The organism is Aquabacterium lacunae, assembly GCF_004310865.1.
In the GTDB taxonomy this organism is placed as follows: domain Bacteria; phylum Pseudomonadota; class Gammaproteobacteria; order Burkholderiales; family Burkholderiaceae_C; genus Aquabacterium; species Aquabacterium lacunae.
This window is the reverse complement of sequence record NZ_SIXI01000003.1, coordinates 321701-336702: the sequence shown is the minus strand read 5'-3', so window position 1 is coordinate 336702 and position 15002 is coordinate 321701. Positions and strand designations below refer to the sequence as shown.

The 15002-nt window shown below is 66.1% G+C and carries 16 protein-coding genes; 9 read left to right on the top strand and 7 right to left on the bottom strand.

All coding sequences use genetic code 11. The features are described 5' to 3' along the window. The first annotated feature begins 55 nt into the window (after positions 1 to 55). Positions 56 to 973: an SDR family NAD(P)-dependent oxidoreductase gene (locus tag EYS42_RS08930; protein WP_130967810.1), complete on the top strand. Its 918-nt coding sequence runs from the start codon at positions 56 to 58 to the stop codon at positions 971 to 973. Here EYS42_RS08930 and EYS42_RS08925 read toward each other — a convergent pair whose 3' ends face one another. Then, positions 974 to 2170 carry a peptidylprolyl isomerase gene (locus tag EYS42_RS08925; protein ID WP_165456696.1) on the bottom strand — a complete coding sequence of 399 codons (1197 nt, stop codon included), beginning with the start codon at positions 2168 to 2170 and terminating at the stop codon, positions 974 to 976. Between the two features lie 319 nt (positions 2171 to 2489). Between EYS42_RS08925 and groES the strand changes: the two genes are divergently transcribed. From groES to EYS42_RS08910, 3 genes are all read left to right on the top strand, one after another. Continuing rightward, positions 2490 to 2780 (top strand): co-chaperone GroES, encoded by a 291-nt coding sequence (groES, locus tag EYS42_RS08920; protein WP_130967808.1) that lies wholly within the window; start codon positions 2490 to 2492, stop codon positions 2778 to 2780. Between the two features lie 51 nt (positions 2781 to 2831). Beyond that, positions 2832 to 4478, top strand: a complete 1647-nt coding sequence (gene groL, locus EYS42_RS08915; RefSeq protein WP_130967807.1) for a chaperonin GroEL — start codon at positions 2832 to 2834, stop codon at positions 4476 to 4478. A gap of 237 nt (positions 4479 to 4715) precedes the next feature. Further along, positions 4716 to 5225: a hypothetical protein gene (locus EYS42_RS08910; protein ID WP_130967806.1), complete on the top strand. Its 510-nt coding sequence runs from the start codon at positions 4716 to 4718 to the stop codon at positions 5223 to 5225. A gap of 1 nt (position 5226) precedes the next feature. Here the strand turns inward: EYS42_RS08910 and EYS42_RS08905 are convergent, their stop codons facing one another. After that, positions 5227 to 5394: a DUF3149 domain-containing protein gene (locus EYS42_RS08905; protein WP_165456695.1), complete on the bottom strand. Its 168-nt coding sequence runs from the start codon at positions 5392 to 5394 to the stop codon at positions 5227 to 5229. Between the two features lie 177 nt (positions 5395 to 5571). Here EYS42_RS08905 and EYS42_RS08900 point away from each other — a divergent pair, with 177 nt between their 5' ends. Beyond that, on the top strand, positions 5572 to 7884 hold the full coding sequence (locus EYS42_RS08900) for a patatin-like phospholipase family protein (RefSeq protein ID WP_165456694.1): 2313 nt from the start codon (positions 5572 to 5574) through the stop codon (positions 7882 to 7884). A 24-nt stretch (positions 7885 to 7908) separates the two neighbouring features. Here the strand turns inward: EYS42_RS08900 and EYS42_RS08895 are convergent, their stop codons facing one another. The 3 genes from EYS42_RS08895 to EYS42_RS08885 all read right to left on the bottom strand — a co-directional run bounded on the left by EYS42_RS08895 (position 7909) and on the right by EYS42_RS08885 (position 10598). Beyond that, on the bottom strand, positions 7909 to 9030 hold the full coding sequence (locus EYS42_RS08895; RefSeq protein WP_130967803.1) for a protein-glutamate methylesterase/protein-glutamine glutaminase: 1122 nt from the start codon (positions 9028 to 9030) through the stop codon (positions 7909 to 7911). A gap of 15 nt (positions 9031 to 9045) precedes the next feature. Next, complete coding sequence (gene cheD / locus EYS42_RS08890; RefSeq protein WP_130967993.1) at positions 9046 to 9705, bottom strand: chemoreceptor glutamine deamidase CheD; 660 nt, start codon at positions 9703 to 9705, stop codon at positions 9046 to 9048. A gap of 68 nt (positions 9706 to 9773) precedes the next feature. Continuing rightward, on the bottom strand, positions 9774 to 10598 hold the full coding sequence (locus EYS42_RS08885) for a CheR family methyltransferase (protein ID WP_245503572.1): 825 nt from the start codon (positions 10596 to 10598) through the stop codon (positions 9774 to 9776). 229 nt (positions 10599 to 10827) lie between these two features. Here EYS42_RS08885 and EYS42_RS08880 point away from each other — a divergent pair, with 229 nt between their 5' ends. From EYS42_RS08880 to EYS42_RS08870, 3 genes are read left to right on the top strand one after another with little or no spacing between them, the layout of a single operon-like run. Next, positions 10828 to 11661 (top strand): GGDEF domain-containing protein, encoded by an 834-nt coding sequence (locus EYS42_RS08880; protein WP_245503571.1) that lies wholly within the window; start codon positions 10828 to 10830, stop codon positions 11659 to 11661. An 8-nt stretch (positions 11662 to 11669) separates the two neighbouring features. After that, positions 11670 to 12476, top strand: coding sequence for a MinD/ParA family protein (locus EYS42_RS08875; protein WP_130967991.1), 807 nt, complete (start codon positions 11670 to 11672; stop codon positions 12474 to 12476). Positions 12477 to 12524: 48 nt separating this feature from the next. After that, the gene (locus EYS42_RS08870) at positions 12525 to 12959 is read left to right on the top strand and encodes a group II truncated hemoglobin (RefSeq protein ID WP_130967801.1); all 435 of its coding nucleotides are present in this window, start codon (positions 12525 to 12527) and stop codon (positions 12957 to 12959) included. 19 nt (positions 12960 to 12978) lie between these two features. Here the strand turns inward: EYS42_RS08870 and EYS42_RS08865 are convergent, their stop codons facing one another. Together EYS42_RS08865 and radC are read right to left on the bottom strand one after the other, a co-directional pair. Then, positions 12979 to 13692 carry a Smr/MutS family protein gene (locus EYS42_RS08865; protein ID WP_130967800.1) on the bottom strand — a complete coding sequence of 238 codons (714 nt, stop codon included), beginning with the start codon at positions 13690 to 13692 and terminating at the stop codon, positions 12979 to 12981. A gap of 83 nt (positions 13693 to 13775) precedes the next feature. Then, the gene (gene radC, locus EYS42_RS08860) at positions 13776 to 14447 is read right to left on the bottom strand and encodes a RadC family protein (protein ID WP_130967799.1); all 672 of its coding nucleotides are present in this window, start codon (positions 14445 to 14447) and stop codon (positions 13776 to 13778) included. Between the two features lie 93 nt (positions 14448 to 14540). Here radC and EYS42_RS08855 point away from each other — a divergent pair, with 93 nt between their 5' ends. Continuing rightward, on the top strand, positions 14541 to 15002 hold the full coding sequence (locus EYS42_RS08855; protein ID WP_130967798.1) for an FKBP-type peptidyl-prolyl cis-trans isomerase: 462 nt from the start codon (positions 14541 to 14543) through the stop codon (positions 15000 to 15002).

The window sequence follows — 15002 nt, the reverse complement described above, 5'->3', positions numbered from 1 at the left end:
GTTTGGCTGCATGATTTCAGGGCAATCCGCTTCATCGGCAGAAAGGGCTTGATTCATGAGTGCAGAACCAACCATCCGTCTGGACGGCCGTGTGGCCATCGTCACCGGGGCGGGAGGCGGCCTGGGCCGTTGCCATGCCCTGGCGCTGGCCGCCCGCGGGGCGAAAGTGGTGGTCAATGACCTGGGTGCCGCGCGCGACGGATCGGTCAGCGGTGCCTCACCGGCCGACGACGTGGTCGCTGAAATCATCGCCCTGGGCGGTCAGGCCATGGCCAGCCGGGCGTCAGTGACCGACCCTCAGGCTGTGCAGGCCATGGTCGACGAGGTGGTGGCGCGCTGGGGGCGGGTGGACATCGTGGTCAACAACGCCGGCTTCCTGCGCGACAAGTCGTTCTCGAAGATGTTGGTGGACGACATCCGCCAGATCATCGACGTGCACCTGCTGGCGGCTTTCTACACCACCAAGGCGGTGTGGGACCTGATGAAGGCCCAGAACCATGGCCGCATCGTGTTCACGACCTCGTCGTCGGGGCTGTTCGGCAACTTCGGGCAGGCCAACTACGCAGCCGCCAAGATGGGCCTGGTGGGCCTGATGCAGACCCTGGCGCTGGAGGGCGAGAAGTACAACGTGCGGGTGAACTGCCTGGCGCCCACCGCGGCCACACGCATGACCGAGGGCCTGATGCCGCCCGAGGTGCTGGCCCTGCTCACGCCCGAGGCGGTGTCGCCGGCCGTGGTGTTTTTGTGCGGTGATGAGGCGCCCAACCGCGCCATTGTGAATGCGGGTGCAGGCACCTTCGCGGCCACGCATGTGGCCATGACTCAGGGCGTGCACCTGGGTGCTGGGCAGGATGTTGCCGACCGATTGGCTCAGGTCTGGCCTCAGTGTGCTGACCGAGAGGGGGATCTGGTCCCAGCCAGTGGTGCTGCGCAGACTCTCAACGAGGTCAGCAAGGCCCAACGCGGTGCTTGATCAGGGCAGAGTGATCCGGCGTGCCCGCGTGATGGTGGTCACGTTGGACGGTTCATCGAACTGGTTCGTGGTGTCCTGGTCGATGGCCAGAATCAAATCCTGTCCTTCCTGATTCACCACCTCGCCGAACACGGCATAGCCCGGGTTGGTTGCGTCCGCGTAGTCCAGGAAGCGGCTGTTGTCGACTGTGTTGAAGAAAAACTGCGACGTGGCTGAATCCGGGTTGCTGCTGCGTGCCATGGCGATCGTGAAGGCGCGGTTGCTCAGGCTGCTGGTGCGCGTTGTTTCAAGCGGAATCGCGGCGCGCACGCCTGCTTTCGCCGTGGGGTCGCCGGCGGTGTTCAAGTCGGTGTAAGCACCGCCTTGCGAAATGGCGATGCCGTTGGTCGCCAGGTCTGACGAAGGCAGCAGGCGGTGGAACACCGTGCCGTCGTAAAAGCCTGCATCCACGTAGCGCAAGAAGTTGACCGTGGTTTCCGGGGTGGCTTCGCTCAGTCGAATCTTGATGGTGTCGGGGGTGCCGTCGATCTCGAATTCGACCGCTGGTGCTGGCGTCGACACAGGGATGGTCAGCCCATAGGCCGGGTTGGGCACCAGGAAGCTGTCTTGTTTGCCCATGCCCACCGTGCCCAGTGTTTTGGACACCCGGCATGTGATGGTGTAGGTGGTCGGCGTTTTGACCGGCGTGCCGTAATCGACGCAGGCTGTGGTGGCGATCACCACGGCCTTGTCCAGGTTCGTGCCTGTGAAGGTGAAGGTGACGGCATCGCCGTAGCGGTAATTGCCTGCCGTGGGGTTGGTCGAGATGCTGGTGACGTTGAACACGTCACGGGTGGTTGACGCCAGGCTTTGCCCCTGTGCATTGACCGCTTCGGCCACCACCGTCCCGCTGGGCCCGACCAGGCAGGAAGCCGTCAAAGCCTGTTGGCTCCGAGAAACTTCCTGCACGTTGGTGCAATTGCTGGCCCGCAGCGTGACGCCGGCGAGGTTGTTGCCGCGCAATGTGAACACGGCTGTCTCGCCCCGCCCCAGCACGGTGCTCGTGTTGGCCACGGTGACCGTTCCGGTGGCGGTCCGCAGGCCTTCGTTGCCTCCGCCGCCACAGGCCGACAACAGCAGGGCCGGGAGCAGGGCGCCTGCCAGGCTCAGTGACGGGTGTGACAGGGAACGCGGGGAACAGCGACGGGCGAGGGACACGGATTCTCCTGAAGACATGCCACGGGCCAAGTTGAGGCCCAAGGTCGGGTCGATTGTACAAATGCCCTCGGTGTCGGCGCCTTCGGACATGTACCGACGGCGCACGCCGAAAAATCGTGGGGGCTTGAAACCCTCCGGGCGATCCCTATAATGGTTTTAGCACTCGCACTTGTTGAGTGCTAACAGCCGGTTGCCGCGGGCCCGAGGGCTCTCAGGTTGACCGGTCGTTTTTTCACACTGTGGGCGCCTGCGTGGCGTGTGTTGCGCGGGCCCTGTGTTTGTCACTTCATCACCGTTGTCTTTTCAGACAGGAGAAGCCATGAAACTGCGTCCTCTGCACGATCGCGTGATCGTCAAGCGCCTGGAACAAGAAACCAAGACCGCTTCGGGCATCGTCCTTCCTGACGCCGCCGCCGAGAAGCCGGACCAGGGCGAAGTGCTCGCCGTCGGTCCTGGCAAGCGCAATGACAAGGGCGATTTCGTTGCCCTGAACGTTCAAGTGGGCGACCGCGTCCTGTTCGGCAAGTACTCGGGCCAGTCCGTCAAGGTCGATGGCGAAGAGCTGCTGGTCATGCGCGAAGAAGACCTGTTCGCTGTCGTCGCCAAGTGAGCTGACGCCGAAGGTCGATCCACCTCTTACTGAATTTACGGAGAATTTCACATGGCAGCAAAAGACGTCATCTTTGGCGGCGAAGCCCGCGCTCGCATGGTCGAAGGCGTGAACATCCTGGCCAATGCCGTCAAGACCACCCTGGGCCCCAAGGGCCGCAACGTGGTGCTCGAGCGCTCGTTTGGCGCCCCCACCGTGACCAAGGACGGTGTGTCGGTCGCCAAGGAAATCGAGCTCAAGGACAAGCTGCAGAACATGGGCGCCCAGATGGTCAAGGAAGTCGCTTCCAAGACCTCGGACAACGCCGGTGACGGCACCACCACCGCCACCGTGCTGGCCCAGGCCATCGTGCGCGAAGGCATGAAGTACGTGGCCGCCGGCATGAACCCGATGGACCTGAAGCGCGGCATCGACAAGGCCGTTGCCGCCCTGATCGTCGAGCTCAAGAAGCAATCGAAGGCCACCACCACCACCAAGGAAATCGCCCAGGTTGGCACCATTTCGGCCAACTCGGACGCTGACGTCGGCGAGATCATCGCCAGCGCCATGGACAAGGTCGGCAAGGAAGGCGTGATCACCGTTGAAGACGGCAAGAGCCTGAACAACGAGCTGGACGTGGTCGAAGGCATGCAGTTCGACCGCGGCTACCTGTCGCCTTACTTCATCAACAGCCCCGAGAAGCAAGCCGCCATCCTGGACAACCCCTTCGTGCTGCTGTACGACAAGAAGGTGTCCAACATCCGTGACCTGCTGCCCACCCTGGAGCAAGTTGCCAAGGCTGGCCGCCCCCTGCTGATCATTGCCGAAGACGTCGACGGTGAAGCCCTGGCCACCCTGGTGGTCAACACCATCCGCGGCATCCTGAAGGTTGTCGCCGTGAAGGCCCCTGGCTTCGGCGACCGCCGCAAGGCCATGCTGGAAGACATCGCCATCCTGACCGGTGGCAAGGTCATCGCCGAAGAAGTGGGCATGGCCCTGGACAAGGTCACGCTGGCTGATCTGGGTCAGGCCAAGCGCGTCGAAGTGGGCAAGGAAAACACCACCATCATCGATGGCGCCGGTGCCGCTGCCGACATCGAAGCCCGCGTCAAGCAGATCCGCATCCTGATCGAAGAAGCCACCAGCGACTACGACCGTGAAAAGATGCAAGAGCGCGTGGCCAAGCTGGCCGGCGGTGTGGCCGTCATCAAGGTCGGTGCTGCCACCGAAGTCGAGATGAAGGAAAAGAAGGCCCGCGTGGAAGACGCCCTGCACGCCACCCGCGCTGCCGTGGAAGAAGGCGTGGTGCCTGGTGGTGGCGTGGCCCTGCTGCGCGCCAAGCAAGCCGCTGGCGAGATCAAGGGTGACAACGCCGATCAAGACGCCGGCATCAAGCTGGTCCTGAAGGCCATCGAAGCCCCCCTGCGCGAAATCGTGGCCAACGCCGGTGGCGAGCCTTCGGTGGTGGTCAACGCCGTGCTGAACGGTTCGGGCACCTACGGTTTCAACGCCGCCAACGACACCTACGGCGACATGATCGAAATGGGCATCCTGGACCCGACCAAGGTCACGCGCACCGCCCTGCAGAACGCCGCTTCCGTGGCGTCGCTGATGCTGACCACCGAGTGCATGATCTCGGAAGCCCCCAAGGATGACGCCCCCGCTGGCGGCATGCCCGACATGGGTGGCATGGGTGGCATGGGCGGCATGGGCATGTGATCCCTGCCGGCTGAAGCCTCGCGCTTCAAGCCCCTCGAAAAAGCCGCCTTCGGGCGGCTTTTTCATGGGCGCACGCATCCAGTTGCAACACATGCCATCGGTGTGCTGAACGCCACATTTGCGCGGCTGGACACAGGGATCCCCCTGCTGCTCTTGTCATGAACCGCTGCAACACTGATGCTCTTGTTTGGAGCACATGCGGTCATGAAGGCTTGGGGTGCATTCCTGTGGGTGTCAATGGGGCTATCAGCCGGGGCGCAGGCCCAGGGCTATGCCGCGGCATTGCGCGGCATCAGCGAATGGAGCCCTCAGTGCCTCGCCGGGCAGACCTGCGCCGATGTGCTGGTCAAAGGCCGTTGGCAGGCCTCGGTGGTGCTGAGCGCTGAACCGCCCACACCGGTGGCTCTGGTCAAGGCGGCGCAAGACCCTGCGCCGGGCACCGCCGGTCGCACGGAAGCAGAAACACAACCCACCGACACCGTGCCGCTGGCGGGCACCGTCAAGCTCAGCCTGAGCGATTCTCTGGCATGGGTGGGCCGGGTCGGCCTGAACCACCTGGGGGCGCACCGGCATGCCATCAGCGGCGTGCAGCAGCGTGCCCGCATGAGCGTACAACCCGGGGTCGGGCTGGCTTACAGCCTGGGTGGGCTGGATCTCACGGGGGGCGTGGATCTGGCTGAACGCCCCACACGCGAAGGCACCGATCGCCAGTTGCAGTTCGGTGCGGGAGCCCAGGTGAAGTTCTGACTCAGCCTTGCCGGCCTTCGCGGGCCAGGCGTTCCTGACGCTCGCAGTCTTCTCGCACGTGCGAGGTCACGTACCACACGAAGTAACCCAGGCCGATCAGCATGGCCAGAATGGACGCCGCGCTCAGCAGGCCGTAGTCGGTGGTGAGGAAGTCATGGAGCATCTGCATGGTGTTTCTCCTGCCGCCCGGTGCGGCCACACCCACATCTGACGCCTTTGCGGCCCCACAGGCTCTGACGCCGATCAAGCGTGGTGCCATGGCACGTGCATGGCACGGGTGCGACCGCACACTTGTTGATGCATCGCAAGCATGACGGGGGGCTGCTTTGCCCGCAGAATGTCCGGCATGAACAGCACACCTGCATCTGGCGTCGGGTACGGCGCCTTGACCTGGGGCCGTCGGGTGATGGTCTGGCTCGTGGTGGCGGCCAGCGTGCCTTTGTGCGCCCAGCCCTCGCCCGCCACGCCCGTCACGCCGCAGGGGGCGGCGGCCACCGAGCCCCTGCGCCCCAAGGTCGGTCTGGTGCTGTCGGGCGGCGGTGCGCGAGGCCTCACCCACGTGGGCGTGCTCAAGGTGCTGGAGCGTGAGCGCATCCCGGTCGACGTGATCGCCGGCACCTCCATGGGCGCCATCGTGGGGGGGCTGTATGCCAGTGGCATGGATGCGGCCCAGGTCGAGCGTGAGGTGCAGCAGCTCGACTGGGACAACGTGTTCGCCAGCCGGGTCGAGCGCCGCGAAATCTCGCAGCGCCGCAAAGAGCAGGATTTCGAAGTCTCGCCACTGTTCGAGGTGGGCATCGGCACCGACGGCCTGAAAGCGCCGCTGGGGCCGGTGTCCTCGCGCGGGCTGGAGGCGCATCTGCGCCGCCTGACGCTGAGCACCGTGCAGGTCGATGAGTTCGACCGCCTGCCCACCCCATTCCGCGCCGTGGCCACCGACATGGAAACCGGTGCCGCCGTGATCTTGCGCAAGGGCGACCTGGCCCTGGCCTTGCGTTCGAGCATGTCGGTACCGGGGGTGTTTGCCCCGGTCGAGGTCGATGGACGCATCCTGGGGGATGGCGGCCTGGTCAACAACACCCCGGTCGATGTGGCCCGCAGCATGGGGGCCCAGCGCCTGATCGTGGTGAACATCGGCACCCCGCTGTTCAAGCGAGAGGTGCTGTCGACCTTCACGGGTGTGACGGCCCAGATGATCAGCATCCTGACCGAGCAGAACGTGCAGCGCAGCCTGGCCTCGCTTCAGCCCGATGACGTGCTGATCGCACCGGTGCTCGATGGCCTGACCGCGGCCGATTTCAACCGCGCCCGCGATTTCATCCAGCAAGGTGAAGTGCAGGCTGAGGCCCTGGTGCTGCGCATGCAGGACCTCAAGGTCAGCGAGGCCGAGTACGCACGCTGGAAGCAGCGGCGGCGTGTGGCCCAGGGCGAGGGTGATGTGATCCGGGCCGTCACATTCGAAGGCACGCGGGCCACCCACCCCGAGCAGCTGCAGGCCCAGCTGGAAACTCGCGCGGGCACCCCGTTCGATGTGGCCCGCGCCGAGCGCGACCTGCGGCGTCTGGCTGCCACTGGCGATTACCTCACCACCGACTACCAGCTGCGCCGAAGCGACGAGGGCAACACCCTGGTGTTTCGCCTGCAGGACAAGCCCTGGGGCCCTGATTACCTGCAGATGGGGCTGGACTTCAACACCGACTCGGCCGGGCGCAGCGCCTTCAACCTCAAGCTGGTGCACAACCGCCACTGGCTGAATGCGCAGGGTGCCGAGTGGCGCAACTTTGTGCGGCTGGGTTCTGCGCCTTCGTATGCCACCGAGCTGTACCAGCCGGTCAGCTGGCTCAGCCCCGACGGTTGGCGGCCTTTCGTGGCCTTGGGGGGCATGGTCGAGCGTCGCAATGTGAACCTCTACCAAGACCCCACCGAGGGCGTGGCCCTGAACCTCAGCCGCCGCGCGCAGACCGCGGCAGCCGAGCTGGGCTATGCCTGGCGCGAGCTGGGTGAGGTGCGTGCGGGATGGTTCGACGAGGTGCTGCGCTTGAACCCCGAACTGGTCGATGCCAGCTGGCTGGGGCCACGCGTGCCCCAGCGTGCTCACGAGCGTGGTTGGCGCCTGCGCGGCGTGTTCGACCAGCTCGACAGTGCGTATTTCCCGCGCCAGGGCTGGCGGGTCGATGGCAGTGTGCACCACGGCTGGCGCACCGGCGACGGCTTGCCCGACACCTCGTTGGGCGAGATGCACCGCTGGGATCTGACCGGCCAGGCCGTGACCAGCGTGGGCTCGCACAGCTTCCAGTTCAGTGGCCGACTGGCAGGCTCGGGCGGGGCCTTGCCTGACCAGCCTCGCTACACGCTGGGCGGGTTCCAGCAACTGTCAGGTTATGCGCCGGGGCAGCTCAATGGACAGCAGGTGGCCTTGCTGCGCCTGGGTTATGCCTGGCGCGTGGGCGCCTACCCGCTCACGCGGGGCCTGTACCTGGGGGCCAGCCTGGAGGCCGGCAAGGCCTGGCGCGAATGGTCGCGCCACGAGCAGGCCCCCTGGCGTTCGGGCAGCAGCGTGTACGTGGGCGCCGACACCGCCCTGGGGCCGGTGTATTTCGCGGTGGGCAGTGCGCAGGGCGTGCGCCCCACGGTCATGCTGTTCGTCGGGCGCCCCTGAGCCCTGACGGGTTCGGGGCAGCCTTCACACCCGTGTCAGTGCCGGGCCAGCCGTGCTGCGCAGGTGGTCCATCATGTGGCCGGCGATCTGGTTCAGGGGCAGCACCTCGTGCACGGCCCCGGCCGCGATGGCCTCACGCGGCATGCCGAACACCACGCAGCTTTGCTCGTCCTGGGCAATGCAGTAGGCACCGGCGTCGCGCATTTCCTTCATGGCCCGTGCGCCATCGGCGCCCATGCCGGTCAGCATGATGCCCACCGCATTGCGACCCACCAGGTGCGCGGCCGACCGGAACAGCACCTCCACGCTGGGGCGGTGCCGGTTGACCGGGTCTTCGCTGGTCACGCGGGCCACGTAGTTGGCGCCTGATTTGTCCACGCTCAGGTGAAAGCCGCCCGGCGCGATGTACGCATGTCCGGGCAGGATGCGCTCGCCGTCGCTGGCTTCTTTCACGCGGATCTTGCACAGCCCGTCCAGGCGGGTGGCGTAGCTCTTGGTGAAGCCCGGGGGCATGTGCTGGGTGATCACCACGGCGGGGCTGTCGGCGGGCAGGGCCATCAGCACCTCCTTGGTGGCTTCGGTACCCCCCGTGCTGGCGCCAATGAAGATCAGCTTTTCGGTGGACAGGCGCCCCAGGGTCGACGCCACCGTGCGCGGAGTCTCCGGGCTGTGGGTGGGCTCCTTGTGGGCCGGTCGGGGTGGCGCACCCGCCGCGGCCAGCGTGGCCGCCGAGGGCTTGTGCATGCGTGCCTTGGCCGCAATGCGCACCTTGTCGGTGATCTCCTGGGCCAGCTGCTTGAGGCCATCGGCCACGCCAATCTTGGGCTTGGCCACGAAGTCGATGGCGCCCAGCTCCAGCGCCTTGAGCGTGACCTCGGCGCCGCGCTCGGTCAGCGTCGACACCATCACCACCGGCATGGGCCGCAGCCGCATCAGCTTGGACAGGAAGTCGATGCCGTCCATGCGGGGCATTTCCACGTCCAGCGTGATCACGTCGGGGTTGAGGTTGCGGATCATCTCGCGCGCCACAAAGGGATCGCTGGCCGCGCCGACGCACTCCATGTCCGGCTGACGGTTGATGATTTCGGTGAGCAGGCTGCGCACCAGGGCGGAATCGTCCACCACCACCACGCGGGTCTTGGCCATTGTCTTTCTCCGGGGTCAGAACAGTTCCACCGAGCCGCCCACGTTCGTGGCCACAGCTGGCTTCTGCAAGGCGGCCTTTTCCTGGGCCACCAGTGCTTCCGGGTTGCTGGGGGCCAGGCGCTTGACCATGGCCTTGCCGCTGTGCGGGAAGAAGCACACCTTGCGGGGGTAGATCTCCAGCACGTCCTTCGAGACCACCGGGATGCGTTCGGTCTTGAGGTAGTTCATGACGAACTCGGTGTTGCGTTCGCCCACGTTCAGGCTGTTCATGCCCGACAGCACGGCACCGCCGCCGAACACCTTGGCTTCCAAGGTCATGCGGTTGGCGCCGAGCTTCAGCAGTTCGTTGATCAGCAGTTCCATGGCGAACGAGCCGTAGCGGCCCGAGTCGGCGCCGCTGCCGCCGTTGTCGGGCAGCATGAAGTGGTTCATGCCGCCCACATGGGCCTGGCGGTCCCACAGGCACACGGCAATGCACGAGCCCAGCGTGGTCATGATCAGCAGGTCTTCGTCGAACACGAAGTACTCGCCGGGCAGGATCTTCACCGCGTCCGACTGGAAGTGCGCCTCGTAGAAAAAGAACGAGGCTTCGCCGGGTTTGGGACTGCGCGCCTTCAGACGCGCCAGCCGGTCTTTTTTGGCCTGCACGGCCGCGTTCACGCCCGCAGGGGGCATGCCGCCCAGTGGAGGACGGGCCGGTGGGGTGGGGGTGGTCTGGATCATGGGGTGCGCCAGTGCTGTGGTCAGACACGGTCGTACACGGTCTTGCCGCGCAGGCGGAAGAGATCACGTGAATCCGTGAAGTTCTCGGAGTGGCCGACAAACAGCAGGCCGTTGGGTTTCATCACACCGTGGATGCGCTCCAGCACCTTGCGCTGGGTGGGGGCATCGAAATAGATCATCACGTTGCGGCAGAACACGTAGTCGAAAGGCTCGCCCAGCGACCAGGCCGCGTTCATGAGGTTGAAGGGCTTGAACTCGACCATGCGGGCCAGTTCGGGCTTGACCCGGATGGCGCCCGCGTTGTTGCCCTTGCCCTTGAGGAAGAAGTTGCGCAACCGCGCCGGTGACAGACCCCGCGCGTTTTCTTCGTACACGCCGCGCGAGGCCGTGGCCAGCACATTGGTGTCGATGTCGCTGGACAGGATCTTGACCGAGGCGTGCAGCCCCAGGCTCTCGGCCACGGTCATGGCAATGGAGTAGGGCTCTTCGCCGGTCGAGGCCGCACAGCACCAGATGCGCAACGGTTTGCTGCCGTGATTCTTGAGCTGCTCGGCCAGGATCTGGAAGTGGTGGTCTTCCCGAAAGAAGGAGGTCAGGTTGGTGGTCAGGCTGTTGACGAACTCCTGCCACTCGCGGGCCCCGTGGTCGCCGGTCGAGGCCTCCAGCCACTTCAGGTAGCTGTCGAAGGAGGTGTGCTGGGTTTCACGCAGGCGCCGCGACAGGCGGCTGTAGACCATGGCCTGCTTGCCTTCGTGCAGGTGGATGCCCGCATGCTGGTAGATCAGCGTGCGCACGCGCTCGAAGTCACGCGGGCCGAAGGTGAACTCCCGGTCCTGCGGCAGCATGGTGGCGTCTTTCGGTGTGGCGATCATCCTGGGTGCAACTCCACAAAGGAAGGGCGGCCCGCCTGGGCCCTGCTTTCGATATCGGCGCCGCAGGCTGCAGGTTGAGCCTGATCGCGCGATGGGGGCTGTCGGGTTGTCGGCCTGCGGCCACATCGTGGAAACACCGCGGCCAGGCCCCTGCTTTTCAGCGCTTAAGTCGGCAGGGCGCTGCTAGACTGAGGCATCTTTCATGATGCTGGAGCCTCCCATCGCCTCGCACCTGAACACCGAAGACGCCGCCGGCACCGCCCGCGGGCCTGAGGTCGTGGTCGACGTGTCCAGCCTGCGTCTGGAGCTGGCCCTGAACCTGCTCACGCAGGCCGGCTGGCAGCCCCCTCCAGGTTTTCAGCCCCATTCCTTCGACGGCCTGCAGGCCGTGATCGATGGCCTGTGCGACATCTCCAGCCGTGACGCCCTGACCGGACTGGCCAACCGCCGCCAGTTCGAGGTGGCCATTTCGCGCGAAATCGACCGTGTGGCCCGTGCGGGTGAGCCGGCCTTGCTGCTGGTGCTCGACATCGACCACTTCAAGAAGGTGAACGACACCCACGGCCATGCCGCGGGTGATCTGGTCATCCAGTCGGTGGCTGCGGCCCTGCAAGACTGCGTGCGCCCGATGGACACGGTGGCGCGGGTCGGCGGCGAAGAATTCGCCATCATCCTGCCCAACTGCCCGCCGGCCTTCGGCCAGACCGTGGCCGAGCGCATCCGCAACAAGGTGGCTTCGCAGCCCGTGGCCCTGGTGGGTGGCGCGGCCCTGGCCGTGACCGTCAGCGTGGGCGGTGCATTTGCGCCTCAGTGGGTGCGATCGTCTCCCACATTGTGGATGGACCGTGCCGACCAGCAGCTCTATCGGGCCAAGGCCGAGGGGCGCAACCGCACCTGCCTTGAACTGCCGCCGCTCACTGTGGTCAGTCCCGAGGAAAAAGGCATGTTGTTCGGTGCTTTGGGCGGGTACGACCTCGAAGAAGATGGAACACCGGCCTCAGGTATGGCCGAGGTTCTGCCGAAAACGAGCCCATGACCCTCATGATGTCCGAACCCGAGCTGTCGCCCACCGGCACCCGCAGTCCCCAACGGGTGGCCCGCACCCTGGCGGTGACCAGCGGCAAGGGGGGCGTGGGCAAGACCTTCTTCAGTGCCAACCTGGCCGCGGCCCTGAGCCGTCAGGGCCTGAAGGTGCTGGTGCTGGACGCCGACCTGGGCCTGGCCAACCTTGACGTGGTGCTGAATCTGTACCCCAAGATCACGCTGCACGATGTGTTCACGGGCAAGGCCGAACTCGATGAAGCCATCTTGCCGGCCCCTGGGGGCTTCTCGGTGTTGCTGGCGGGTTCGGGTCTGGTCGAATACTCCCGCCTGACCCCCGAGGTGCGCGAGCAGCTGCTCAAGATCATGGAGACCGTCACGCCCCGCTTCGACGTGCTGCTGCTGGACACCGGCGCTGGCATTTCTGACGTGGTGCTGTACGCCCTGTCGCTGGCCCACGAGATCATCGTGGTGGCCACGCCCGAGCCCACCTCCATGACCGACGCTTACGCCACCATCAAGGTGCTGGCGGCGCAGCAAGGCCGTGAAAACCTGCACCTGGTGGTCAACCAGGTGTCTCGCCCGGGCGAAGGTCGAGCCATCTGCCAGCAACTGCAGCAGGTGGTGGCTCGCTTTGTGCAGACCCCGGCGGGCACGCCGCCCAAGCTGAACCTGCTGGGCGACATCCCGTCTGACCCCAGCGTGCGCGAAGCCGTGCGCAAGCGCACCCTGGTGATGGAGCTGCACCCTGGCAGCCCCAGTGCCATCGGCGTGGTGCAGATCGCCACCAAGCTGACCACCGGACGCTGATCGCTGCCCGCCGATTGATTTGCGCGGGCGCACGTTACAGTGCGGCCCATGAGCGATCACACCAGCGACACCCCCCACGATGACGACGACGCGCCGCAGGGGCGCACGGCCTACGACTGGATCGGCGGCGATGCCCCAGTGCGCGCGCTGGTCGATCGCTTTTACGACCTGATGGAATTCGAGCCGGCGTACGAGGCCCTGCGTGCCGTGCACCCGCCCGACCTGCAGCCCGCGCGCGACAAGCTGCACTGGTTCCTCAGTGGCTGGCTGGGTGGCCCCAACCTCTACATCGAGCGCTTTGGCCACCCGCGCCTGCGCGCGCGCCACATGCCTTACCCCATCGGCATCAAGGAGCGTGACCAGTGGCTGGCCTGCATGCAGCAGGCCATGGCAGACACCGGCGTCGACCCCGATTTGCAGCAGCGCCTGGCGCAGGCTTTTTTCCAGACGGCCGACTGGATGCGCAACAAGGGCGCCATCTGACGCCAGGCGTCCGGTGGGCTCAGGCCTCCTGAGCCTGGGCCTGGTTGGCGCTGGGGGCCGATTGCAGCAGCACGATCAGGGCGCCGGCACCGCCGTCGTCGCCACGGGCCTGCACGAAGGCCAGCACCCGGTCACTCTGCACCAGCCAGCGCTTGACCTTGTCCTTGATGACCGGGATGCGGCCTGGCGAGCCGAGGCCTTTGCCGTGCACCACGCGCACGCAGCGCCAGCCCCGCACCTGCGCATCGCGCAGGAAGCGGCTCAGCGTCTCGCGGGCCTCTTCGGTGCGCAGGCCATGCAGGTCGATCTGGCCTTGCAGGGCCCACACGCCACGGCGCAGCTTGCGCAGCACATCGGGGCCCAGTTCGGGCCGGCGGAAGGCCAGCGTGTCGTCGGTTTCCAGCAGGGTTTCGACGTCGAATTCGTCCGACAGCGATTCCTTGAGCACCTGCTGCTCGTCCTGCTGGCGAGACTGCGGCACCGGAGGGGGCTTGCGGCGGCCGTTGGCCTGCACCCGCCCGGTGTCGGGCAGCTTGTGCACGGCCCCCACGCTTTGCGCAAACAGGGCCTGCTCGGCCTGGCGCTGGCGTTCGGCCTTCTCGCGCTCGGCCTGGGCTGCTTTTTCTGCCTCGATGCGGGCGGCCGCTTCGCGCGAAGCCTTGCGCAACGCCTTCTTGAGGTCGGCGAAGTCGTTCAGCGTCGTCGAGGAAGGGGTTTTGGGGCGTGCGCTCACACCCCCAAGCCTACAACAGTCTGAGCAACATCCTGATGCAACTCAATGAATGTGCAGCCTGACCACGCGAGCCCCTTTCCCTTTCAGAGCAGGCCGCGTTCGGCAAACGACATCACGCCCGTGTGGCTGACCACGAAGTGGTCGAGCACGCGCACGTCGACCAGCTGCAGGCTGCTTTTCAGGCTTTGCGTGAGCAGTTCGTCGGCCCGCGAGGGCTCCAGCGTGCCTGACGGGTGGTTGTGCGCCAGCACCACCGAGGCCGCGTTGTGCAGCAGCGCCTGCTTGACCACTTCGCGCGGGTAGACCGAGGTCTGGGTGAGCGTGCCCCTGAACAGCTCTTCGCACACGATCAGGCGGTGTTGCGCATCGAGGAACAGCACGCAGAACACCTCGTGGGGCAGGGCGCCGATCTGCAGCTGCAGGTAGTCTTTCACGCGCTGCGGCGCATTGAACACGGGGGCTTCGCGCAACTGGCCCAGCAGGCCGCGCCGGGCCAGCTCGGTCACGGCCAGCAGCTCGGCGCGTTTGGCCGGGCCCAGCCCCCGGATGCGTCGCAGGCGCTTGTCGTCGGCCTGCAGCAGGCCCGGCACGCCGCCCAGCTGGTTCAGCATGCCTTCGGCCATCTGCAGCACGCCCAGGCCTTTGAGGCCGGTGCGCAGCAGCAGCGCCAGCAGTTCGGCATCGGCCAGGGCGGTGGGGCCCTGACTCAGCAGCTTTTCCCGCGGGCGCATGGCCGCAGGCAGGTCTTTGAGCATGGTGTGTCCCTGAGGGCGTTGTGAATCCTTAAAATTGTGGTTTTGCCACCTTGGTGGCCCCATCCTCCCGAGGGGTGTGGCCGACACCCCCCCATGAGCGACACCACCCCCACCGTCCAGCCCGGCTCCTTCCTCACCCTGAACTACCGCCTGTTCGGGCCCGACGGCGACGAGCTGGTCAACACCTTCAACGACAAGCCCGCCACGCTGTCGCTGGGCTCGGGTGATCTGTCGCCGCAGCTGGAAGCGCGCCTGATCGGCCTGAAGGAAGGCGACCACGTCACGCTCGAACTGGCCGAGGGCGAGGCCTTTGGCCCCCGCAACCCCGACATGCTGCAGCGCGTGGGCATGGCCCTGCTGCGCGAGCTGGGTGATCTGGACGAGACCTGGTCGGTGGGTGACGTGGTGCAGTTCCCCACGCCCGATGGCCAGGGCTCGTTCGCCGGTGTCATCCTGGAAATGGACCCGGCCGGCCAATGGGCCCTGTTCGATTTCAACCACCCGCTGGCGGGCCGCAAGGTCAGCTTCGAGGTGCAACTGATCGGTGTGCTCTGA

Bases quoted from the DNA above. Each gene is read 5' to 3' on its own strand.
- EYS42_RS08930 (WP_130967810.1), top strand. From the start codon at position 56: ATGAGTGCAGAACCAACCATCCGTCTGGACGGCCGTGTGGCCATCGTC.
- groES (WP_130967808.1), top strand. From the start codon at position 2,490: ATGAAACTGCGTCCTCTGCACGATCGCGTGATCGTCAAGCGCCTGGAA.
- groL (WP_130967807.1), top strand. From the start codon at position 2,832: ATGGCAGCAAAAGACGTCATCTTTGGCGGCGAAGCCCGCGCTCGCATG.
- EYS42_RS08910 (WP_130967806.1), top strand. From the start codon at position 4,716: ATGGGGCTATCAGCCGGGGCGCAGGCCCAGGGCTATGCCGCGGCATTG.
- EYS42_RS08905 (WP_165456695.1), bottom strand. From the start codon at position 5,394: ATGCAGATGCTCCATGACTTCCTCACCACCGACTACGGCCTGCTGAGC.
- EYS42_RS08900 (WP_165456694.1), top strand. From the start codon at position 5,572: ATGAACAGCACACCTGCATCTGGCGTCGGGTACGGCGCCTTGACCTGG.
- EYS42_RS08895 (WP_130967803.1), bottom strand. From the start codon at position 9,030: ATGGCCAAGACCCGCGTGGTGGTGGTGGACGATTCCGCCCTGGTGCGC.
- cheD (WP_130967993.1), bottom strand. From the start codon at position 9,705: ATGCCCCCTGCGGGCGTGAACGCGGCCGTGCAGGCCAAAAAAGACCGG.
- EYS42_RS08885 (WP_245503572.1), bottom strand. From the start codon at position 10,598: ATGCTGCCGCAGGACCGGGAGTTCACCTTCGGCCCGCGTGACTTCGAG.
- EYS42_RS08880 (WP_245503571.1), top strand. From the start codon at position 10,828: ATGATGCTGGAGCCTCCCATCGCCTCGCACCTGAACACCGAAGACGCC.
- EYS42_RS08875 (WP_130967991.1), top strand. From the start codon at position 11,670: ATGTCCGAACCCGAGCTGTCGCCCACCGGCACCCGCAGTCCCCAACGG.
- EYS42_RS08870 (WP_130967801.1), top strand. From the start codon at position 12,525: ATGAGCGATCACACCAGCGACACCCCCCACGATGACGACGACGCGCCG.
- radC (WP_130967799.1), bottom strand. From the start codon at position 14,447: ATGCTCAAAGACCTGCCTGCGGCCATGCGCCCGCGGGAAAAGCTGCTG.
- EYS42_RS08855 (WP_130967798.1), top strand. From the start codon at position 14,541: ATGAGCGACACCACCCCCACCGTCCAGCCCGGCTCCTTCCTCACCCTG.